The 22,779-nt window shown below is 44.9% G+C and carries 13 protein-coding genes; 10 read left to right on the top strand and 3 right to left on the bottom strand.

The annotated features are described in order from the left end of the window. Nucleotides 1-276: 276 nt before the first annotated feature. From GKR41_RS02835 to greA, 4 genes are all read left to right on the top strand, one after another. On the top strand, nucleotides 277-1,965 hold the full coding sequence (locus GKR41_RS02835) for a transglycosylase SLT domain-containing protein (RefSeq protein WP_420885648.1): 1,689 nt from the start codon (nucleotides 277-279) through the stop codon (nucleotides 1,963-1,965). 462 nt (nucleotides 1,966-2,427) lie between these two features. Continuing rightward, nucleotides 2,428-3,606 (top strand): glutamine-hydrolyzing carbamoyl-phosphate synthase small subunit, encoded by a 1,179-nt coding sequence (gene carA / locus GKR41_RS02830; protein WP_226809673.1) that lies wholly within the window; start codon nucleotides 2,428-2,430, stop codon nucleotides 3,604-3,606. A 93-nt stretch (nucleotides 3,607-3,699) separates the two neighbouring features. Beyond that, a complete protein-coding gene (carB, locus tag GKR41_RS02825) occupies nucleotides 3,700-6,954 on the top strand; it encodes a carbamoyl-phosphate synthase large subunit (RefSeq protein WP_226810240.1) in 3,255 nt (1,084 codons plus the stop codon). Nucleotides 6,955-7,091: 137 nt separating this feature from the next. Continuing rightward, on the top strand, nucleotides 7,092-7,568 hold the full coding sequence (gene greA, locus GKR41_RS02820) for a transcription elongation factor GreA (protein WP_226809672.1): 477 nt from the start codon (nucleotides 7,092-7,094) through the stop codon (nucleotides 7,566-7,568). 328 nt (nucleotides 7,569-7,896) lie between these two features. On the opposite strand, the gene GKR41_RS02815 is transcribed toward greA, so the two are convergent. Then, the gene (locus GKR41_RS02815) at nucleotides 7,897-8,379 is read right to left on the bottom strand and encodes a YhbY family RNA-binding protein (RefSeq protein ID WP_226809671.1); all 483 of its coding nucleotides are present in this window, start codon (nucleotides 8,377-8,379) and stop codon (nucleotides 7,897-7,899) included. An 80-nt stretch (nucleotides 8,380-8,459) separates the two neighbouring features. Between GKR41_RS02815 and GKR41_RS02810 the strand changes: the two genes are divergently transcribed. From GKR41_RS02810 to glmM, 4 genes are all read left to right on the top strand, one after another. Beyond that, on the top strand, nucleotides 8,460-9,110 hold the full coding sequence (locus tag GKR41_RS02810; RefSeq protein ID WP_420885647.1) for an RlmE family RNA methyltransferase: 651 nt from the start codon (nucleotides 8,460-8,462) through the stop codon (nucleotides 9,108-9,110). Nucleotides 9,111-9,306: 196 nt separating this feature from the next. Continuing rightward, entirely contained in the window at nucleotides 9,307-11,199 is a 1,893-nt protein-coding gene (gene ftsH / locus GKR41_RS02805) for an ATP-dependent zinc metalloprotease FtsH (protein ID WP_226809670.1), read from the top strand. 74 nt (nucleotides 11,200-11,273) lie between these two features. Then, a complete protein-coding gene (gene folP / locus GKR41_RS02800) occupies nucleotides 11,274-12,188 on the top strand; it encodes a dihydropteroate synthase (protein WP_226809669.1) in 915 nt (304 codons plus the stop codon). 56 nt (nucleotides 12,189-12,244) lie between these two features. Then, entirely contained in the window at nucleotides 12,245-13,609 is a 1,365-nt protein-coding gene (glmM, locus tag GKR41_RS02795) for a phosphoglucosamine mutase (RefSeq protein ID WP_226809668.1), read from the top strand. Nucleotides 13,610-14,124: 515 nt separating this feature from the next. On the opposite strand, the gene pdxH is transcribed toward glmM, so the two are convergent. Next, a complete protein-coding gene (gene pdxH, locus GKR41_RS02790) occupies nucleotides 14,125-14,763 on the bottom strand; it encodes a pyridoxamine 5'-phosphate oxidase (protein WP_226809667.1) in 639 nt (212 codons plus the stop codon). Nucleotides 14,764-14,990: 227 nt separating this feature from the next. Here pdxH and GKR41_RS02785 point away from each other — a divergent pair, with 227 nt between their 5' ends. Further along, nucleotides 14,991-15,776 carry a tRNA threonylcarbamoyladenosine dehydratase gene (locus GKR41_RS02785; RefSeq protein WP_320412909.1) on the top strand — a complete coding sequence of 262 codons (786 nt, stop codon included), beginning with the start codon at nucleotides 14,991-14,993 and terminating at the stop codon, nucleotides 15,774-15,776. Nucleotides 15,777-17,088: 1,312 nt separating this feature from the next. On the opposite strand, the gene GKR41_RS02780 is transcribed toward GKR41_RS02785, so the two are convergent. Beyond that, nucleotides 17,089-18,876: a glutamine--tRNA ligase/YqeY domain fusion protein gene (locus GKR41_RS02780; protein ID WP_226809666.1), complete on the bottom strand. Its 1,788-nt coding sequence runs from the start codon at nucleotides 18,874-18,876 to the stop codon at nucleotides 17,089-17,091. A 1,249-nt stretch (nucleotides 18,877-20,125) separates the two neighbouring features. Between GKR41_RS02780 and alaS the strand changes: the two genes are divergently transcribed. After that, nucleotides 20,126-22,750, top strand: a complete 2,625-nt coding sequence (gene alaS, locus GKR41_RS02775; protein ID WP_226809665.1) for an alanine--tRNA ligase — start codon at nucleotides 20,126-20,128, stop codon at nucleotides 22,748-22,750. Nucleotides 22,751-22,779 lie beyond the last annotated feature (29 nt).

The raw sequence follows: 22,779 nt of genomic DNA, 5'->3' as shown, positions 1-22,779 counted from the left end.
ATGCTATCACGAGCTATAACATGACAATAAATTTCTAGATTCGATAATCAATACTAGATTACTTCTAGTAAGCTAAATCATCTAAACGCCCCTCAAGAGACCTCAGAACCTAGATTTTTGGGATTTTTTAGGTTGACGTAATGTAGGAGTTCTGCATACTATTGGGTCGCATTTTCCGGCGCCCCCCCTTGGAATTCGAGACGTTCAATGCGATTGGTACTCAGCGCGCTGTTGATATTGCTGCTCGCCGCATGCTCGAGCAGCAATAGCAGAAATATGGTGAAAACTTTGCAATCGGCTTCCATCGAGCCTTTCATATTGCAGAGCTCGCAACTCCTCGAAGATAATCCTATTCAGAATCACGCTGAGCTATCTTCTTCTAAGCACACCATCGATATTGATCATGGCAGCGTGCAAGCCTTACAGGGCTCCGACGATTTGTGGGGCCGGATTCGTGCCGGATTCCGAATTCCGAATTTAAAAAGTAATCTGGTCGATATGCAGACGAATTGGTATGTGCAGCGTCCCGTATACGTTGAGCGCATGACTGAACGCTCAAAGAAGTACTTATATCACATCGTTGAGGAGCTTGAGCAGCGGCATATGCCAACGGAATTAGCATTGTTGCCGTTCGTCGAGTCTGCATTTAACCCGCATGCACTATCAGTTGCGAAAGCCGCTGGCATGTGGCAGTTTGTGCCTGGAACAGGTCGAAATTTTAAGCTTAAGCAAAACATGTTTCAAGATGAACGACGCAACGTCATAGCCTCTACTAGTGCAGCGCTTGATTATTTAGCGAAGCTATATGATATGTTCGGCAACTGGTATTTAGCGCTGGCTGCATACAACTGGGGCGAGGGCAGTGTAAAACGCGCGATTGCACGCAATTTAGCGCGCGGGCTACGAACCGACTATCAAAGTTTGTCTATGCCACTCGAGACGCGAAACTATGTGCCCAAGCTACAGGCGGTAAAAAACATTGTGATGAACTCACGGAAATATAGATTATCGTTACCAGATATCCCAAATCACCCATACTTCGTTATGGTAACCACAGCGCGCGACCTTGATATCAAGGTGGCATCTAAGCTTGCAGTTCTTTCTCAAGAAGAGTTTTACTCGCTAAATCCGGGATTTAAGCAACCAGTAATTCTCCGAGCATCGCAACCACAGATCTTGCTTCCGTTTGAAAACGCGAATCTGTTCGAGCGCAACCTGAAAGATTACGACGGAAACCTCTCATCCTGGACAACATACAAGGTAACTGAGCGCGCAACACCAGCAGTACTAGCCAAAAAAATTGGCGTCGACTCGAGCATGCTCATGACGGTCAATAGAATTCCGGCCGGTATGCGGCTAAAGCCTGGCTCTACATTGCTAGTGCCAAAAGATAATAGCGATGATGAGGATATCAGCGCCGACGTTGCGGAAAATGCGGTACTCACAATAGAACCAGATGTGCCGGATACTCGAAAGATGTTGATCCGCATTCGTCGCAGGCAGTCAATCGCATCTGTCGCGATGCGCTATAGTGTAACAGTCGCTCAAGTTAAAGCGTGGAACCATACGCGGCGAGACACAGTAATGGCAGGTCAGCGGTTGATGTTACACATCCCAGTCCGGCATACAACTACTAAAGAGATGCTAGTGTTCCATACTAGCCATATAGAGAAGATTGCAGCAAGCGCAAAGAACAGGCGTGTTGTTTCGTTCTACAATGCGCGCTATAGTCAGACAGGACAAGTGCATCAGACAGGACAAGTGCATCAGACAGGACAAGTGCATCAGACAGGACAAGTGCATCAGACAGGACAAGTGCATCAGACAGGACGAGTGCATCAGACAGGACGAGTGCATCAGACAGGACGAGTGCATCAGACAGGACGAGTGCATCAGACAGGACGAGTGCATCAGACAGGACGAGTGCATCAGACAGGACGAGTGCATCAAGACACCCTTAGATAGAGCTGTCGTATGCTTGTAGAAAAATGAGTAATTAATTAAGATATACTTGCTTACACCAATAATTCCGCTATATCGGAAGTTAGTATGAGCTTACAAGATTAGAGATGCATACGAATTTCAATAGGAAACATTAGAATTACTAGGATCGTACTGCGATAATTCCTTAAAATTTCTTGCTCTAGTGGAGAGTGCTTACATTTTCCTTGCTCAATATATGCATTTGAGGTGCTCGCGATTTCGCGCTATAATGCTGAGATATTAGTGCATCAACTAACACCCTAGTGCCTACCTTCTAAAAACTGGCAGGTCGCCGCAAACCCGATTCTATTTGAACTATTGCCTACAGCAATAGGCGCTTTATGCGCGTACGTCATATGTGAGTCAAACGGACCAAGATTGCACACCTGCCGTTCGGATAAAGACAACAGGTCGGCGCAGGGTATCTCTGGAAGGGAGTCCTCCGTGTTGCCGTCTTTTACTCCAGCTCTGCTCGCTCTTGCCGATGGCACTATTTTACGCGGCTACTCGATCGGTGCCATCGGCAACACGATTGGTGAAATAGTATTTAATACTGCGATCACTGGTTACCAGGAAATTATTACTGATCCAAGCTACGCTCGCCAGATTATCACGATGACATACCCACACATTGGTAATGTTGGTGTGAACGGTGAAGATATTGAGTCAGATCGTATCCACGCGGCCGGTCTAGTGATTCGTGACCTACCGGTGCTAACATCGAATTTTCGCTCTCAATGCACATTGTCTGACTATCTTTCTGGTGAGGGTATAGTTGCGATCGCCGGTTTAGATACTCGCCGATTAACGCGCATCCTGCGCGAGTGTGGTACACAAAACGGATGTATCCTTGTTGGAACCGATGAACAGCGCGCAGTTAACTTCGCACGCTCGTTTGAAGGCTTAGCTGGAATAGATCTAGCAAAAGTCGTATCAACGAACACTAGCTATGAATGGACCGAATCTGAATGGCATCCTAGAATAGGTTATCGGTCCCAAAAAACGTCTCAGCATCGAGTGATCGCGTTTGACTACGGCATCAAACGTAATATTCTACGCATGCTTGCAGAGCGGGGATGCCAGGTTACCGTTCTACCCGCGCAATCAAGTGCTGCTGATGCTCTAGCACTAAATCCGGATGGTGTATTTCTATCTAATGGACCTGGTGATCCGCAAGCGTGTGATTATGCGGTTACTACAGCGCGCGAATTGATTGAGCTTGGTATGCCGATGTTCGGAATCTGCCTTGGTCACCAAATTATGGCATTGGCTGTTGGTGCGAAAACGTTGAAGATGAAGATTGGGCACCATGGTGCTAATCACCCTGTTAAGGATCTAGAAAATGGTAGGGTCGTAATCACCTCGCAGAATCATGGCTTTGTAGTTGATGCGTCAACGCTACCAGCCAACGCAAAGGTTACGCATATTTCACTGTTCGATGGAACTCTTCAGGGGTTTGCACTGAAACATAAGCCTATGTTCTGTTTTCAGGGGCATCCCGAATCGTCGCCCGGTCCGCACGACATCAGCTACCTGTTCGACCGCTTTATCAATCTGATGGAGGCGAGAAAGGCTAATCGTAGTTATTCCGCGAGCGCCGAGTGCATTACGCATCTACGCTGAAATACGTGATGCATCCCAGCGTATCCAAGCACTATCGAAAAGACAAATATCAGCGCGATACACGCGCATACTTACATACTAATGAGTATCGTTATGCCTAAGCGGATAAATATCAATAGTATTCTGATCATCGGCGCTGGGCCGATTATTATTGGCCAGGCATGCGAATTTGACTATTCCGGCGTACAGGCATGCAAAGCTCTGCGTGAGGAAGGCTGCAAAGTAATCCTAGTTAACAGTAATCCGGCAACTATTATGACTGACCCGGATATGGCTGACGTCACGTATATTGAACCAATCACCTGGGAAGTTGTTGAGGCGATTATTGCCAAAGAGCATCCCGATGCAGTCTTGCCAACAATGGGGGGGCAGACTGCGCTGAACTGTGCCCTAGATTTACATCGACACGGTGTGCTAGATAAATACGGTGTTGAGTTAATTGGCGCGTCGTATACAGCAATCGATAAAGCCGAAGATCGGCAGAAGTTCAAACAAGCAATGAATTCGATCGGGTTAAGCTCCGCTAGGTCAGGAATTGCGCACTCGTGGGAAGAAGCGCTAAAGGTCCGGACCGAGATTACTCAAGCAACTGGAGATAGAGACTTTCCAGTCGTGATTCGGCCGTCGTTTACACTTGGTGGCTCGGGGGGGGGGATTGCATATAACCGCATCGAGTTCGAGGAGATCTGTAAACGTGGCTTAGATCTATCGCCCACGCGTGAGCTACTGATTGAGGAATCTTTGCTAGGTTGGAAAGAGTTTGAAATGGAGGTCGTTCGTGACTGCCACGATAACTGTATTATCGTCTGCTCGATCGAAAATCTTGATCCGATGGGAATCCACACCGGCGATTCGATCACTGTTGCGCCCGCACAAACGCTAACCGATAAAGAATACCAGTTGATGCGAAACGCATCGCTTGCTGTACTGCGTGAGATTGGGGTCGATACTGGTGGATCTAACGTGCAATTTGCGATTAATCCTCTCGATGGTCGCATGATCGTGATTGAGATGAATCCACGCGTATCGCGATCTTCTGCGCTTGCATCAAAAGCAACGGGTTTTCCAATCGCGAAAGTAGCGGCCAAGCTTGCGATTGGCTATACACTAGATGAATTAAAAAATGAAATCACCAGCGGCCAAACTCCAGCATCGTTCGAGCCGACGATTGACTACGTAGTAACCAAGGTACCGCGCTTTGCCTTTGAAAAATTCCGCGAGGCCGATCCGCACTTAACCACTCAAATGAAATCTGTTGGCGAGGTCATGGCAATTGGACGCACGTTCCAGGAATCGTTCCAGAAAGCGCTGCGCGGGCTGGAAGTAGGCGTGGATGGGCTAGATGAAAAGTCCACAAACCGAGACGAGATAATCGAGCAAATTAGTACGCCAGGTCCAGACCGGATATGGTATGTTGGTGATGCATTTCGCGTAGGTTTATCACGCCATGAGATCTTCGAGGAAACAGGAATTGATTCTTGGTTCCTCGCCCAAATCGAGCAAATCGTCCTAAAAGAAAAAAAACTCACTACACGCTCGCTAGATAGCCTATCTCGCGATGAGCTTTTGTACTTAAAGCAAAGTGGCTTCTCAGATCCGCGTCTAGCTAAGATCTTAGGTTCAAAACCAGCTGAGGTACGTGCTCGACGTATTCAGTTAGATGTGCGTCCAGTATATAAACGTGTAGATACCTGCGCAGCAGAGTTTTCAACAAAAACCGCATACATGTACTCTACGTATGAACAGGAATGTGAGGCTCAGCCAACAATAAATAAAAAAATTATGGTATTAGGCGGCGGCCCGAATCGAATCGGTCAGGGCATAGAATTCGATTATTGCTGCGTGCATGCTGCGCTAGCAATGCGTGAGGATGGCTACGAAACAATCATGGTCAACTGTAATCCAGAAACCGTATCAACGGATTATGATACGTCGGATCGACTCTATTTTGAGCCGCTAACGCTAGAAGATGTGCTTGAGATTGTCGACAAAGAAAAGCCGCTCGGCGTAATTGTCCAATATGGTGGACAGACACCTTTAAAGCTCGCGCTAGATTTGGAGGCCAATGGTGTTCCGATTATTGGCACATCGCCAGATATGATAGATGCAGCTGAGGACCGTGAACGCTTCAAGAAGCTATTACAGTTACTCGATCTGCGTCAGCCGCCGAACCGAACTGCGCGTACTGAAGACGAAGCACTTCGGCTAGCTAACGAGATTGGTTATCCTCTTGTTGTGCGTCCTTCTTACGTTTTAGGTGGCCGAGCAATGGAGATTGTACATGAGCCCCGTGATTTAGAACGTTACATGCGCGAAGCGGTTAAAGTATCCAATGATTCACCAGTATTGCTTGATCGATTCCTTAATGATGCTATCGAATGTGATGTAGATTGTATTTGTGACGGAAATTCCGTCTTTATCGGCGGTGTTATGGAGCATATTGAGCAGGCTGGCGTACATTCCGGTGATTCCGCTTGTTCGCTTCCATCTTATTCTCTATCAGATTCAACTGTAAGCGAACTTAAATTGCAAACTGCAGCAATGGCACGTGCGCTGAACGTAATTGGGCTAATGAATGTACAGTTCGCAATCCAGCAGGTGCCGCAAACTGGCGGCACATTATCCGACGTCATCTATATACTGGAGGTAAATCCGCGCGCCTCCCGTACAGTGCCGTATGTATCGAAGGCAACCGGGCTACAACTAGCTAAAATTGCTGCGCGTGCAATGGTCGGACAAACGCTAGCTATGCAGGGTGTAACACGTGAAATTAAGCCGCCCTACTTTAGCGTAAAAGAGGCGGTGCTTCCGTTTGCTAAATTCCCGGCTGTTGATCCAGTGCTAGGGCCAGAAATGCGTTCTACCGGTGAAGTAATGGGTATTGGATATACGTTCGGCGAAGCATTATTTAAATCTCAATTAGCAGCAGGCTCGCGGCTGCCTGCTTCGGGCACTGTACTACTAACTGTCATGGAGGCAGATAAGCCTAAGGCTATTGAGGTAGCACGCATGCTTCATGAACTTGGATACCCCTTAGTCGCGACAAAAGGAACAGCGGCGGCTATTACATCTGCAGGCGTGCCAGTCAAAGTTGTCAATAAAGTTAAGGACGGTCGACCGCATATCGTTGATATGATTAAGAACGGCGAGATTGCCCTCGTCTTTACAACTGTTGACGAAACCCGGGCAGCGATCGCTGATTCTCGCTCAATTCGTATGAGCGCACTAGCAAATAAAGTTACTTATTACACGACGATGTCAAGCGCTCGTGCTGCAGTTGAAGGCTTGCGATACTTAAAAAACCTTAAGGTCTATGATTTACAAGGGCTCCATGCTCGCCTAAACTAATTACCTCAGTTGGAATAAATGTAGTAAAAGTTTATGCCTGTTGGTGGTACTTAAAGTAGCCCCATAAGCCGCGGTTGGGCGGTATCCTAAATATGGGATACGGTCAACCGCGGTAATTTTTTAATTCTGAGTTGTTTATGAGCACTATTCCACTGACAAAGCGCGGTGCTGACCAACTGCGTGATGAATTGCAACGATTAAAGTCGGTCGAGCGTCCAGCGATAATTCAAGCCATCTCAGAGGCTCGTGCACAAGGTGATTTATCGGAAAATGCCGAGTACGATGCCGCAAAAGAAAAGCAAGCATTTATTGAGGGGCGCATTGCTGAACTTGAATCAAAATTATCGACTGCGCAGATTATCGATCCAAAGTCAGTTGATAAAGATGGGCGAGTTGTATTCGGCGCTATCATTGATCTCGAAGATCTTGATTCGAGGGAGAAGGTTACCTACCAAATCGTTGGGGATGACGAGGCAAATCTTGAACATGGCCTAATCTCGGTAAGTTCACCGATTGCTCGCGCGTTAATTGGTAAATTAAAGGGGGATGTAGCGGAAGTGCAGGCACCCAGTGGCGTGCGAGAGTACGAGATAATCGCAGTGCATTATGAGTAGGGGAGTAGGTATTATCCCCCTCTTAATTCTGCGGAACTCAGGCGATGATTACACAGCATGTGTTTTGTCTTTTCACAATGCTATTGGTTATCTTTATTAGTATCGCGCTACTTAGCGTGCTGCCCTTATTCGCATCTCTCGATCTTGTGAGAGCAGGTAAGGTTAATGTCCTGCTATTTCCATGCACCGATATGATTAGCGTTGGTCACTGGTGTTCTGATATTTGAATTTGCTAAAATGTTTATTCGATTAGCTATCCTTTGTATGGTCAGCATGCCATAGATTATTGCGTTTAGGATAGCTAACTTCGTTATCAGATAAATTCCGCCTACTTTTTGAATTGATACTGGCGCTTCAGACTGATCTGTCGCCTTTTCGCTTTTTTGACATTACCATCGGAGGTAAGGCGTTCATTACTAAGCACTTTGATCCAATATGGTTTTGGGCGCCGTGTTGCGCTAGATAGTTTTACAATTTTAACAACACGCGGTGCGGCATAAATTCTCGTTGTATTACGGCTCGTAGTAGAGAGGGTATTATCAGCACATTGCGGCTTCCAGATAGCAAGTAGCTTGCCGATATGCTGAATAGATGCCGCTGATAGACGATCACAGATTTTGTTGCAGAAAGCTAAGGGATTACCACTGAGTACTCGGATTATAATTAGCTCCTGCGCTTTTAACTGTATATTAATCTCATTGATTACTGCATCTGTTAAGCCGCTTGAGCCTATTAGGACAGTTGGCTTTAGCGCATGAACTTGCGAGCGTAGAACAGTACGTTCAGAGGATGAGAGGGTAAGAGCAGGCATATAGATTGAGTGTGACAAGCGGGAGCTAAAGAGCTTATTATCCGCCCAAAAGCTGTTACTCGAACTAAATTTGAATTTTTATGCCTAAATTTAATCAATCATGGTTGCATAATCATATTAATGATCCGTATGTCAAGCGCGCGCATATTGAAGGATATCGAGCACGATCCGTGTATAAACTTAAAGAAATCGATGAACAAGATCATCTAATTCAACCTGGACAGGTAATTGTCGATCTAGGCTCTGCACCTGGAAGTTGGAGTCAATATGCGCGGAATAGGTTGGTATCTAGCTATTGCCGTGCTGATAGCGGAATAAATGGAACGATTATTGCATTAGATATATTGCCAATGGAGCCTATCTCCAACGTGAAATTTATTCAGGGAGACTTTCGAAACGATGTAGCACTAACGCAGCTAGTAAGGGCTATTAATGGCCGCACAATAGATCTTGTAATTTCGGACATAGCCCCCAACCTGTCGGGTATCCAGGTAGCAGATGCGGCGCAGATTGAGCACGTATGCGATTTGGCGATTGAGTTTGCACAAGATTACTTAATACTAAACGGGGCACTATTAGTTAAGTGTTTTCATGGCAGTAGATACAGTCAGATCGTCGAGCGATTTAAGCATCACTTCAGAAGTGTGGTATCGCGTAAACCGAAAGCTTCTCGCGACAAATCTTCAGAAATATTTATTCTTGGTCGAGGACTGAAGAATTCGCGAGCATGAATATAATGATATCAATCTTAGATAGTGTGCTGTTTCGGCATTGCACAGCGCAATGCCGAAACGCTTTAGGTTTTTTGCTATCTAGTTGAGAGTCAATTGCTACGGCTAGAGAGGATGGGCTAGATTAGAATACCTAAAGTTATAAAATTTAGGCTATAAGTCGGATGCCGTCCTATATGAGTAAAGGAGTCGTGCGTTGAACAACAAAATGTTTTCCAAGGCAGCGGTTTGGCTAGTCATCGCACTCGTGCTATTTACGATTTTCAGGCAGCTTGACAAGACTCATGTCGAGGACGGCGTCACGTATTCACAGTTCATGAATGACGCGAAGAACGGTAAAATTAAGAGCGTCATTGTTCAGGGCCGAAACCTCGATATTACTCTTACTCAGGGTCAACAATACCAGATTGTGTCGCCTGGTGACATTTGGATGGTCGGTGATTTAATGAAGTATGGTGTGCAGGTTAGCGGAAAAGCCGATGGTGAGCCAAGCGTATTAGTATCCGCGTTGTACTACCTTGGTCCGACGATCTTAATAATTGGATTCTGGTTTTACGTGATGCGACAGATGCAGAGCGGCGGTAAGGGTGGGGCATTTTCGTTCGGCAAGTCGCGTGCGCGATTAATTGATGAAAATAACAATGCTGTGAATTTTACTGACGTCGCAGGATGTGATGAGGCAAAAGATGAAGTATATGAACTAGTCGACTTTCTAAGCGATCCATTAAAATTCCAGAAGCTGGGGGGTCGTATTCCATGCGGCGTGTTACTTATTGGGCCACCTGGAACCGGAAAAACACTGCTAGCACGTGCGATTGCAGGTGAGGCTAAAGTACCATTCTTTAGTATTTCGGGCTCGGATTTTGTTGAAATGTTCGTCGGTGTTGGTGCCGCACGTGTGCGAGACATGTTTGAACGGGCTAAGAAGCACGCGCCATGCATTATATTTATCGATGAAATCGACGCAGTTGGGCGTCATCGCGGTGCGGGTATGGGCGGTGGAAATGATGAACGCGAACAAACGCTAAATCAGATGTTAGTCGAAATGGATGGCTTCGAGGCTAATTCTGGTGTAATTGTAATTGCCGCGACAAATCGTTCCGATGTGCTCGATAAAGCACTACTGCGGCCTGGACGTTTCGATCGTCAGGTCTACGTTGGTTTACCGGATATTCGTGGACGAGAACAGATTCTGAAAGTCCATCTGCGCAAAGTACCTATTTCAAACGATGTTGATGCTTCAGTAGTAGCACGCGGCACGCCAGGTTTTTCTGGCGCAGACCTTGCGAACCTAGTGAATGAGGCGGCCCTATTTGCTGCACGTCGGAGCAAGCGTAGCGTTGAAATGCAGGATTTTGAGGATGCTAAAGATAAGATCTTCATGGGTCCAGAGCGAAAGTCAGCTGTGATGCGTGAAGAAGAGCGTCGAAATATTGCGTATCATGAGTCGGGCCATGCGGTCATAGCAAAACTTCTACCGAATGCCGATCCAGTGCACAAGGTGACGATTATGCCACGCGGCTGGGCTCTGGGAGTCACATGGCAGTTGCCTGAGCATGATCGCATTAATCTATATCGTAATAAGATGCTCGAAGAGATTACGATCTTGTTCGGCGGAAGGGCCGCCGAACAAGTTTTCTTAAATTCGATGTCTACTGGTGCGTCGAATGACTTTGAGCGAGCAACCAAGATGGCTCGTGATATGGTAACACGCTACGGCATGTCCGATGTTCTGGGGACAATGGTTTATATTGATACTGAGCAGGATGGCATGTTTGGTAGAATCTCAGCACGCTCAGTTTCCGAGGCAACGCAACAGAAAGTCGACACAGAGATTCGCCGAATTCTTGATGAGCAATATACGCTAGCTTGTAGACTTCTCGGGGAGAACCGAGAGAAAGTTGAGAGAATGGTTAAAGCACTACGTGAATGGGAAACAATTGACGCCGACCAGATCAACAATATTATGTCTGGAAATGACCCTCTTCCGCCAAATAATTTACCTCCACCGTCCGGTGGAATTACAAGCAGCGATACGGATGGATGCATTGAGGTAAAGCCTGAGACGGGCTCAGTAACTCCCGCGTAACCAATCGGTTTTTAAAAAGGCTGGTGAATTAATCACCAGCCTTTTGTCATTTTTTTATGGAGACATGTTTTTTAATGTCTAATACCTTTAAAAAGATTAGTTCAGCTAACGGCGCGATATTACAATGTGGTCGCTTCAAGCTGAAACTGGCACGGCCTCTAATAATGGGTATTTTGAATGTGACGCCAGATTCGTTCTCTGATGGTGGGTGTTTCGTCAATTATAACACTGCATATGCACGAGCTCATCAGATGATTGACGAAGGGGCGGACATAATTGACATCGGTGGTGAATCAACGCGGCCTGGCGCACCGTTAGTTACGCTTGACAAGGAATTAGAACGTGTACTATTTCTGATTGAAAAGTTACTTAATGCGGGTGTGCCAATATCAATTGATACGTACAAGCCTCAGGTAATGCGTGCTGCACTTAATGTCGGCGTAGACTTTATTAATGATATCCGGGGACTTCGTCAGCCAGGCGCGCTTGATGCAGTGCGAGACACTTTTTGTGGGCTATGTGTGGTACACATGCAAGGCGCACCCAGTACAATGCAACATAAACCGCAGTACCACGACATTAGTGCAAATGTCCGCGACTTTCTCAACGAGCGCATTTGTTCACTAGAGCAAGCCGGAATCGCTTCGAACCGGCTCTGTGTTGATCCAGGATTTGGTTTTGGCAAGACGGCTCAGCACAACTTTACGCTACTGCGTGAGTTGCCGCGTGCTATACCTACTGGTGTGCCGACTCTCGTGGGGCTATCACGTAAGTCAATGATCGGCGCAGCTACAGGTCGTAGAGTACCGAAGCAGCGAATAGCTGGTAGTCTTGCTGGTATGCTAGCTGCAATCGATAGAGGGGCAGCGATTGTACGTGTACACGATGTTGCGCCAACAGTGGATGCATTAAAGGTTTGGCAAGCGATAAATGGACGTCCATGGTACCACGCTCAATCTATGCATGTGATGAGCAATAATAAATTGTAATCGATGCTAGGCATATCTATGATAGTGTTGTGTAGTATGAGAAAGAGGCGTCTGATATGATTCGTCGTTATTTCGGTACGGATGGTATCCGCGGTAAGGTAGGCGAACAACCTATTACTCCAGATTTTATGCTTCGTCTTGGATATTCAGTGGGCAAGGTATTATCCGGAGTAAATACTATGTGTAGTGAGCGACTAACCGTATTAATCGGAAAGGACACACGGGTTTCAGGTTATATGCTCGAGGCAGCTTTAGAAGCTGGTTTTTTTGCAGCCGGTATCGATGTAATGCTAGCTGGACCAATACCTACACCGGGAATTGCCTACCTAACACGAACGCTACGTCTAGCTGCTGGCGTTGTGATCAGCGCATCACATAACCCTTATTATGATAACGGTATTAAGTTTTTTTCGAGCCACGGTAATAAACTTCCAGATGAGATTGAATATGCAATTGAAAACCAGATCGCACAACCGATGGCTTGTGTACCCTCCGAGAAGCTTGGAAAAGCATATCGACTTAATGATGCAGCAGGACGATATATTGAGTTTTGTAAGGGTACATTTCCGGCCGAATTTAACTTGCACGGACTAAAACTTGTCGTTGATTGTGCGAACGGTGCGGCATATCAAATCGCGCCGCATGTATTTCATGAGCTTGGAGCTGAGGTCGTATCGCTCGGTATTTCTCCGAATGGTTTTAATATTAATGACGAGGGTGATTCGGCTGAACCTAATATGCTAGTTGCTACGGTACGTGCTAATCATGCAGATTTAGGTATCGCGCTAGACGGCGACGCAGACCGATTAAAGGTTGTCGATGCGACCGGCCGTCTATATAACGGCGATGAGCTCTTATATATACTCTTGAAGGACCGTATAGTCACGCATGGATCAGTGCCAGGAGCAGTTGGCACTCTAATGACGAATTTAGCCGTAGAAATCGCATTGCAGCGACTTGGCATTAAATTCGTACGTGCTGCTGTAGGTGATCGTTATATCTTAGAGCAGCTACTTGAACGAGGTTGGCAGCTTGGTGCCGAAGGCTCGGGACATATCCTATCTCTAGACCGCCATACGACTGGTGACGGAATTGTATCCGCGCTACTGGTCCTTGCAGCAATTAAGCGTAGTGGCCAGATGCTAGCTCAATTGCTTAGCGGGCTAACTTTATTTCCACAAACGTTAGTCAACGTACAAATGTTACCTGGTACTGACTGGCGAAATAACTTCGCGATTCGTAAGGCTGTTGCTCAGGTTGAGAAAGCACTAGGCCAGTCTGGACGAGTGCTAATCCGTGCTTCTGGTACTGAACCGGTGCTACGAGTAATGGTTGAAGCACAGCAGTTAGATAAAGCAAGCATTTATGCTCATGCTATTGCTGGAGTTGCACGAGGTGAGTGTGGCGTACAACTTAGTTAAGTGTACTAGTAGCGTAGTGAAAGAGCTAAATACTAAGCCAGATTCCATAGCGCGATTAACACATTCGTACTGCTGATTAATATAAGTAGGATCTAATACCTCTCAAGAGTTAAGAACTATGAGGTCAGCTGCTAGAGCTGCAAGCGGTAGATTATCAAATTGATGTGATACAGTCAATTAGACTGCTATAGTGTGAGACAAGACTTTGTAGGTTACACACTGCCTAGATTTTATCTAAATCGCAACTGCTGTGCATTACTAAGGTTGTTAACATAGCTTGTTTACAAGCGGATCATGATTGATGATATCTTCCCGGGAAGAATATTTCATTTATTTTTACTATGTTTTATTTTTTCTATTTTTAGAATATGCGTATGAATGACTATATTTTTCTATATGTAAAATATTTCTAATAAAAAGTCAAAATAAATAATTATTTAATACAAAATTCATAGCTCGATGAGCTAACCTAGCAAGATCTAGATTCATAGATCAATAGAACATAGTCGATGGATTCATGGAGATAAGCGCATAGTCTTCCATGTATTGTCTAGATTGCGTAGGTACTGAATTCGATCGTGTAGCCGTGAGGGTCGTCCTTGCCAAAACTCGACTTCGTCTGGGACTAGCCGGTAGCCGCCCCAGTGTGGGGGTCGAGGTGGGTTATTTCCAAACCTTGCCGTGAAGTATGCTACACGCGCCTCTAGCGTCTCTCGATTGTGTAAAACCGAGCTTTGCCTAGAAGCCCACGCTCCAATTCGGGAACTAAGAGGGCGAGATGTAAAATAAGTATCGCTTTCTTTGTCGATAATTTTACTTACTTTTCCCTTGATGCGGACTTGTCTTTCTAGTGCGATCCAATAAAAAAGCAGAGTAGCGTGAGGGTTGCATGCTAGTTCGAGACCTTTCTGACTCTGATAATTAGTAAAAAACGTAAAACCTTGTACATCGACTCCCTTAATTAGAACGGTACGTGCATTTGGACGAGCACGCTCATCAACGGTAGATAGTGTCATTGTATTCGGTTCGGGAAGTTTGGCACAGATGGCTTGTTCAAACCAGATCTCAAACTGCTTAATCGGATCAGCATGGATATCGGCTTCTGATAATGTGCCAAGCATATAGTTTTTTCGTATATCAAAGAGGGAGATCATTTTATATAAATGCCTACTATAATTATATTATATCGACAAACGATGATAGTAGCCCACCTGATCGATAAGTCGGCTGCTATGGGATACATAGTAGAGTATATGTTTACTCTATATCGCATTGCACCTGTCAGTATCTCTTTTTCCTCCAAAAGTTATACCATATTTATTCTGTGCTATTTATAGCATATGAGTTAAGTTATGAAATATCTGACCCATCCCCAGAAACCGTGAAATTCAAAACTGAAAACTATCTACGCCGATTTAGCGGCATATCGCGATTATATGGTGCAGTCTCCCTTCAGAAGTTCGAGCGCTCTCATATTATAATTGTAGGTATCGGAGGAGTTGGCTCGTGGGTGGCTGAAGCACTAGCACGCCATGCAATCGGTCACATAACACTGATTGACATGGATCATGTTTCGGAAAGTAATACAAATCGCCAAATTCAAGCACTGAATGCTAATTATGGAAAATCAAAGGTCTATGCAATGACCGAGCGGATCGAGGCAATCCATCCGCGGTGTATAATTACGCAAATCGATGACTTTATCGAGGCAGATAATCTAGATACTTTGCTGGATGTTGAATGCGACTTCATTGTCGATGCTATTGACAGCACACGGGCTAAGACAGCACTGATCGCATGGTGTATGCGGAACCGAGTGCCGCTAGTAACAGTAGGTAGCGCTGGCGGTAAGATTGATCCAGCGCGTATTTGTATTGATGATTTAGCTCATACAATTCAAGATCCTCTATTACGCAAGGTGCGAGCGCAGTTGAGAAAACATTACGGATTTTCACGACAGCCGAAAGAAAAATTTAACATTCGGGCAGTCTATTCTGATGAGCCGTTAATTTATCCACGAGCAGAAACTGGTGATTTGGCTAGCCTAGCGTCAGGTGGGCTCAACTGCGCAGGCTTCGGATCCAGCGTCTGCGTAACCGGAAGCTTTGGCTTTTCTGCGGCAGCCTACGTGCTATGTACTATAGCCTCCAGTTATATGGGGATATAAATCTGAACAGCGTACGGGACTACTCTAAGATCTACGTACTCCAAATTCATTGAGGAGTACGTAGAGTACGTTTATCTTGCTATCAATAGCATTGTAAAAGTTACCCTGCGATTTGAGGAGCTTAGATAATCTCTTAATAGGGTTACAGCTAGAGAGATAGCAAACTTTTGGGCAACTCGAGAGCTGCCCTGTTCGTGTATTCAGATAGATATTTATGCGGTCTGCAGTAATATAAATGCAACTTCGACTTATGGCCCTATTAAATACCTATATACATTAAGTAGCTACTTCATTAGCCCCAGAGGAATTTGCTTATTAGATTCCAGGTTAGATATCAGTTTAATATAAAAACGAGTCGAGCGTCTTGATATTGAAAATGAGTTGATAGATCGAATGCACCGATTTTTTATAGTAAAGCACTTAATAAATTAGTGTACATACTGTATTTCATACGAGTATCGTACTCCTACTTTTTTCCAGAGGAGAGTAGTGACTTTGAGTATGTCGTACCAGAGCATCGAGAAATTAATTAGTACCAGGACATCCTCTCGATGAGGCGACTGCATTTTACTTCACTCGAGGGCTCCATCATCTTTCCCATAAGTTCTTTTTTTGAAAAAAACTAGTTTTATATGATCTAACAAAGTGAAGCCCTCTTATTTAAGAATTCTTCGGCAGCACTATCTAGTTTCGCTAAGCAAGTTATTCTAGAACTGATATAACCATTCTGCTAACACTCACTAGTTATAGTGATATAAGCTAGAAATAAAATTTATGGTGAATAAGATATCCACATTAGTAAGATAATTACTAGGAAAACGCTGTATAATGCCATACTTAGTCATACTAAGATGACGTCAAAGCTATTATTACCGCTCCGGTAGAACATCCAGAACATCTTCAGCCGAACAAAATTTCCGATAAGTACTGTATATACAGTAAATTCTTTTACACTAATCTTGGTAATTATCTACTGGATAGTAATGACTCACTGTATATCATGATATGATCACCCGATATACCGATTTGTCGAATATTGAAACCTCTGCTGACCAAAAGTGTATATCCCCTGTGTTAGCAAACCTAATAATCTAATTACAGCGCAGCTACCTACGTGATACTCTAATTTTAATAGAGTGAACGAGGTGGACAAGAAAATTGTCTACGCTATTAGTAATAGATGGCTTTCCGCTGATGATAGACAACTTGATTCAGAAGCCGGCTAGCACCGACAATAGCACCCTTAAGGGCACATAGTTGTCTTAATATGCAACCAACAACTCCATATCCTCTCCCGGGGCATAACCTCCTGCTATGAGGATGTACTCCAACTATCTCGCAAGCTAACAATCCGGTTGAACACCGGTTTCCCCGGCACCGAGTTAACTCGGTCTGCAATAAAGTAACCGTGTCGCTCAAACTGAGCTCGTTCTTCAGGCAGAAACTGTTGTGCACCAGGCTCTAGGTAAGCGGTTACTACACGCTTTGCATTTGGGTTGAGCGCCTCAAGAAAGTCTCGACCGTTAGCATCTGGATGCGGCTCTTTAAACAGCCTGTCATACAGTCGTACTTCAGCGCAGTAGGCATGCGCGGCGCTAACCCAGTGAATATTGCCTTTAACCTTGTAATTATTAGAACCCTGGGTGCCAGATTTGCTATCTGAGAAATAGTTGCAATGTACGGCAATAATATTGCTATTATTATCCTTGTCTACGCCAGTACATTCAACAACGAAACCATAACGAAGCCGCACGCGATTGCCCGGAAACAGTCGAAAATAGCCCTTTGGTGGTTTCTCGTTGAAGTCAGAGCGCTCGATCCACAGTTCCCGAGAGAACGGGAAAGTCCTAGTACCACGCTCCGCGTGGTGTGGATGCACGGGTGCGGTGCATATTTCTTCACTATCCTCTGGATAGTTGTCTACAATAAGCTTAAGTGGATCAAGTACGGCGATCGCTCTAGGATGCTTCTCGTCTAGATCTTCACGCAATGCTGCTTCGAGCAATCCGAAATCTATCCATGAACTAACTTTAGTTAACCCGGTACGTTCGCACATTAGACGGATACTCTCCGGCGTAAAACCCCGTCGACGTAACCCGGCGATCGTCGGCATGCGTGGATCATCCCATCCATCTACATATTTTCCCTCAACTAGTTGTAATAGCTTGCGTTTGCTTGTAATTACATACGTCAGGTTAAGTCTAGAAAACTCAATTTGCTGCGGTAGAGGACGGATAAAAACACCTGCATCGGTTAACTCGGATAGAAACCAGTTATATAGTGGCCGGTGATCCTCAAACTCAAGTGTGCATAATGAATGCGTAATGTTCTCTAGCGCATCGGAGATACAATGTGTGTAGTCGTACATCGGATAAACACACCATGTATCGCCGGTGCGATAGTGACTAGTAAAGCGGATTCGGTAAATAACCGGGTCGCGCATATTAATATTCGGCGACTCCATATCGATCTTTGCACGCAATACATGGGCACCTTCAGTAAATTTTCCAGCTTTCATCTCGCGGAATAGTCGCAAGTTTTCCTCTGAAGTGCGATTACGATATGGTGATGGAATACCCGGCATAGTAAGTGTACCGCGAGTCGAACGGATCTGCTCCGAGTTTTGGCTATCTACATAAACCTTGCCACGCTGGATGAGTAGTTCAGCAAAAGTGAACAGCTGATCGTAGTAATCGCTTGCAAAGTACAGATGCTCACAATCCCCCCTTTTCCAATCAAAGCCAAGCCATCGAATTGCATCAATTATTGAGTTGACATACTCCATATCCTCTTTTTCTGGATTGGTGTCGTCAAAACGCAAATGGCAAACACCACCATAGTCTCGAGCGATACCGAAATTTGCGCAGATACTTTTAGCGTGACCAATATGTAGGTAACCGTTTGGCTCCGGTGGGAAGCGCGTCTCAACCCGTTGCCCCCATTTACCGGATCGCCTATCGTTATCGATGATATTGCGGATAAAATTCGATGTGCTAGCAACAGATTTATCTGATGCATGTATTGGTGTGTCAGGGTAGATGGCTGACTTAAGATTATGCTTATCGCCCGATCTTAAGTCGTTATTGCGTTCAATATTCATTCGTATATGGGACCTAACCCGAACCTATCTGAGCTGATCGATGTGTGCGACACGTATTTTATCTGATGTAATAATTCAGAAAAACAATAAGGTAAGATTACAGTGCCGCTATAAACTTAATAGTTATAAAAACTTATTATTTATATTGCGCCTAGAATTTTAAGCGTTTCTGTGTGCATACACTGATACAAATCAATAATCTAAGGAAACATAAACGCCGAATGCGTTAAAGAGTAATACTTTCTCAATAATAATTCTTCCATCAATCGCTCAGTATTGTCTACTTTCTGGTTATTGTTGCCTTTTAAAAAAACATATAGTGGGTGCCCAGGGCGGCAAAATCGTCTGGGCTAAATATTAATAATTATTCTTTGCACCGTGTAATGTATATAGGTTGTTGCTCTATAATTCCGGCTGGTGATAAAAAAATCTTATTCACTTTACTTAGAAAGTATATTACTTATTTTTTGATAAAAGACCAAAAAACTTTAAAAGTTTAGCTATGTAGATTTCTTAATTTTCTTAAAAGATTGAGCCCGTCTAATGGTGTGGACCTACTGAGTGATATATATGATACAGAAAAACAGAAGTTTAACGCCAGTATTCAGCTCATAAATATTCAGCGATATACCTTCGCTTATGGGGGGGTAGGGTTAGCATCAAGTAAAGCTTTACCATACCAGAAATCCTCGGTAGATGGAGCATGGGATCTACCTTGTTTATTATCATGCAATCTCAGGCACGGTTTCCTTCAATAGTCAAGATCGTACCAAAGTTCCGGTTTAAGCTATGTGCATGCTCCCATATTAATAACTCCTATTCGCGTAATATGATAGACGTAGGTGTTCTAAATAGACTATGCGCCCCAAAAAAATCATTGGCATGATAGTTAATGATCGGCAAGCATTCATTTTTTGCTAGGTTAGTAGCTTATATCCCTGTTCCGTTTGGCCTAGCAGCGGGCTCATCGCAAAACTCATCGAGAAATTTCGAGGGTCGCGCTAGACTTGCCTCAGCGAGACGTAGTTAATTTCGTGCTTTTAACCAAAGACGTATCTTATAATTTTGAAGCAGCAAGCTTAAAAATTAAGACTTTATAAACTAAATATGTTTCCAGACAAGTGCGGAAATTATATAGGGGTAAGAGGTATATGCACATCCCGTATAATAAAACTATTAAACGGAATATTTTTATATCCGGATTTACGCGATACGCTAGCTCGTCAGCGACGACTACTCGGAGTATGCTATGAAGGCTGCTAAAATCCGCGAGAAGTTCCTAAGATTTTTCGAATCAAAGGGCCATACAATCGTTCATTCCTCGAGTCTTGTACCCCCTAACGATCCCACTCTATTGTTTACAAACTCTGGAATGGTGCAATTTAAGGATGTGTTTTTAAGCACCGAAACCAGACCATACTCGCGGGCCGTAACCTCGCAGCCAAGCATACGAGCTGGTGGAAAGCATAATGATCTAGAGAACGTTGGCTATACTACCCGGCACCATACATTTTTTGAGATGCTCGGAAACTTCTCTTTTGGTGACTATTTTAAGCGCGATGCGATTCACTATGCATGGGAGCTGCTTACAGGTGTCTATAAGCTACAGCCAGAGAAGTTAAGTGTAACCGTATACTACGAGGACGATGAGGCATCTCATATCTGGAGTAACGAAATCGGTCTGCCACTTGAGCGAGTTATTCGTATTGGTGACAATAAAGGTGCGCGCTATGCCTCAGATAATTTTTGGCAAATGGCCGACACTGGTCCCTGTGGGCCATGCTCTGAAATCTTCTATGATCACGGACCACAAGTATGGGGTGGGCCACCTGGATCAGCTGACGAGAGTGGTGACCGCTTTATTGAGATCTGGAACCTCGTGTTTATACAATTTAATCGAGATGCGCAAGGCAATCTTAGGCCGTTGCAACAACAGTGCATCGATACCGGCATGGGCCTGGAGCGGCTGGCGGCGGTCTTGCAACACGTGCATAGCAACTACAAAATCGATCTATTTCAACGGCTCATTGCTGCAGCAGCTCGGGTAACCCGCACATCAGATCTCGAGCATAACTCTTTAAAGGTAATTGCGGACCATATTCGCGCATGTAGCTTTATGATTGTTGATGGCGTCATGCCTGGTAATGAGGGGCGTGGTTACGTGCTACGACGCATCGTGCGCCGTGCAATCCGACACGGCTATAAGCTTGGGTATAAGCGTCCATTCTTCTATCGACTAGTTGAAGATCTAGTCGATGAAATGGGGGAGGCATATCCTAAATTAAAAATGGCGCAGAGTCATGTAACAGATGTGCTATGTCAAGAAGAGAAGCGTTTCTCTGAGACTATTGAGCAGGGGATATCAATTCTAGAAGCTATTTTGTCAGATCTTACGGAGCGCGGTATGAAGGTTCTCGACGGTGAGCTTGCATTCAAGCTGCACGATACGTATGGATTTCCCCTAGATCTGACAGCGGATATTTGCCGTGAACGGGGAATCGATGTCGACGACGCAGCGTTTGATAAATCGATGAGGCGCCAGCGCGAGCAAGCACGGGCATCCGCTAAGTTTCAGATAGTTCGGGAGCTTGATTATATAGGTGGTCAGACTATATTTCATGGCTATGATAAGTATTTGTGTAGTGATGTTACTGTCGTAGCGGTATATATCAATGGTATATCGGTGCCATTGCTTCGTGCAGGCTACCAGAGCGTTATTATTCTTGATCAGACGCCTTTTTATGCGGAGTCAGGTGGACAGGTCGGAGACCGAGGAGTGATTACTAATACAGTGACACACTTTATCGTGTCCGATACATTGAAGGTCCGGACTAACGTAATCGGTCACTATGGCGTCCTTGAGAGGGGCGAGATAAGGGTTGGCGATGTTGTTAGTGCTTATATCGATATTGAGCGACGTGCTCGTATTACACGCAATCACTCAGCGACGCATCTAATGCATAAAGCGCTGCGTAAGGTGCTGGGTCCACATGTTCAACAAAGGGGTTCGCTAGTTAATCCAGAGAAAACTCGTTTCGATTTTTTACACCACAAGCCTCTCAGCAATCATGAGATCCATAGTGTTGAGATGTTAGTTAATGCTGAGGTATTAGCTAATACTCCGAGCATTGCTCAAATATTATCGTTCGATAACGCTGTTAGCTTAGGAGCTACAGCGCTGTTCGGCGAAAAGTATGTTGACGAGGTCCGTATGATTGAACTAGGTTTCTCGAGGGAGTTATGTGGTGGGACGCATGTGCAGCATACTGGTAATATCGGTTTGTTCAAGATTACGTTTGAAGGCAGCGTAGCGGCACATATCCGCCGCGTTGAAGCGATTACTGGTGATAATGCAGTGCGCTATGTGCATAGATTAGAGTCGATGCTTGAAGAAGCTGCTTCAGTATTAAAAGTTCGACCGATAGAGCTTGCTCCGCGTATCGCGCACCTTCGGGACCAAATGAGGGCATTTAAAAAGGAAGTAATACAATTAAAATCGAAACTCTCAACAAGCTCGAGAGATGAACTTTCGAGCCGAGCAGTTAACGTAGCGGGAGTGCATGTATTAGCGGCTGAGCTTCAGAGTGCTGATGTAAAAATGCTACGTGAAACGGTTGACAAGCTAAAAAATCAGCTTGATCGTGCTGTGATCGTGCTAGCAAGTGTTGATAGCGGTAAAATCAGACTAATTGCTAGCGTAACGCCCGGTGCAAGTAAAAATGTTAAGGCTAGCGATCTAGTTAATTTCGTTGCAAAGCAGGTGGGGGGCAGTGGAGGAGGCTATTCAGATATAGCGCAAGCAGGTGGTAATAATCCGTCTCGTCTACCAGAGGCACTGCTCAGTGTTAAAGAATGGGTCCGAGCACGATTGTAAGTTTACTACATAAATGGTCAGTGATCTAG

The organism is Candidatus Vallotia laricis, assembly GCF_020541325.1.
Lineage (GTDB): Bacteria > Pseudomonadota > Gammaproteobacteria > Burkholderiales > Burkholderiaceae > Mycetohabitans > Mycetohabitans laricis.
Note: the sequence above shows the minus strand (reverse complement) of the source record. Positions and strands in the feature narration are given on the sequence as shown.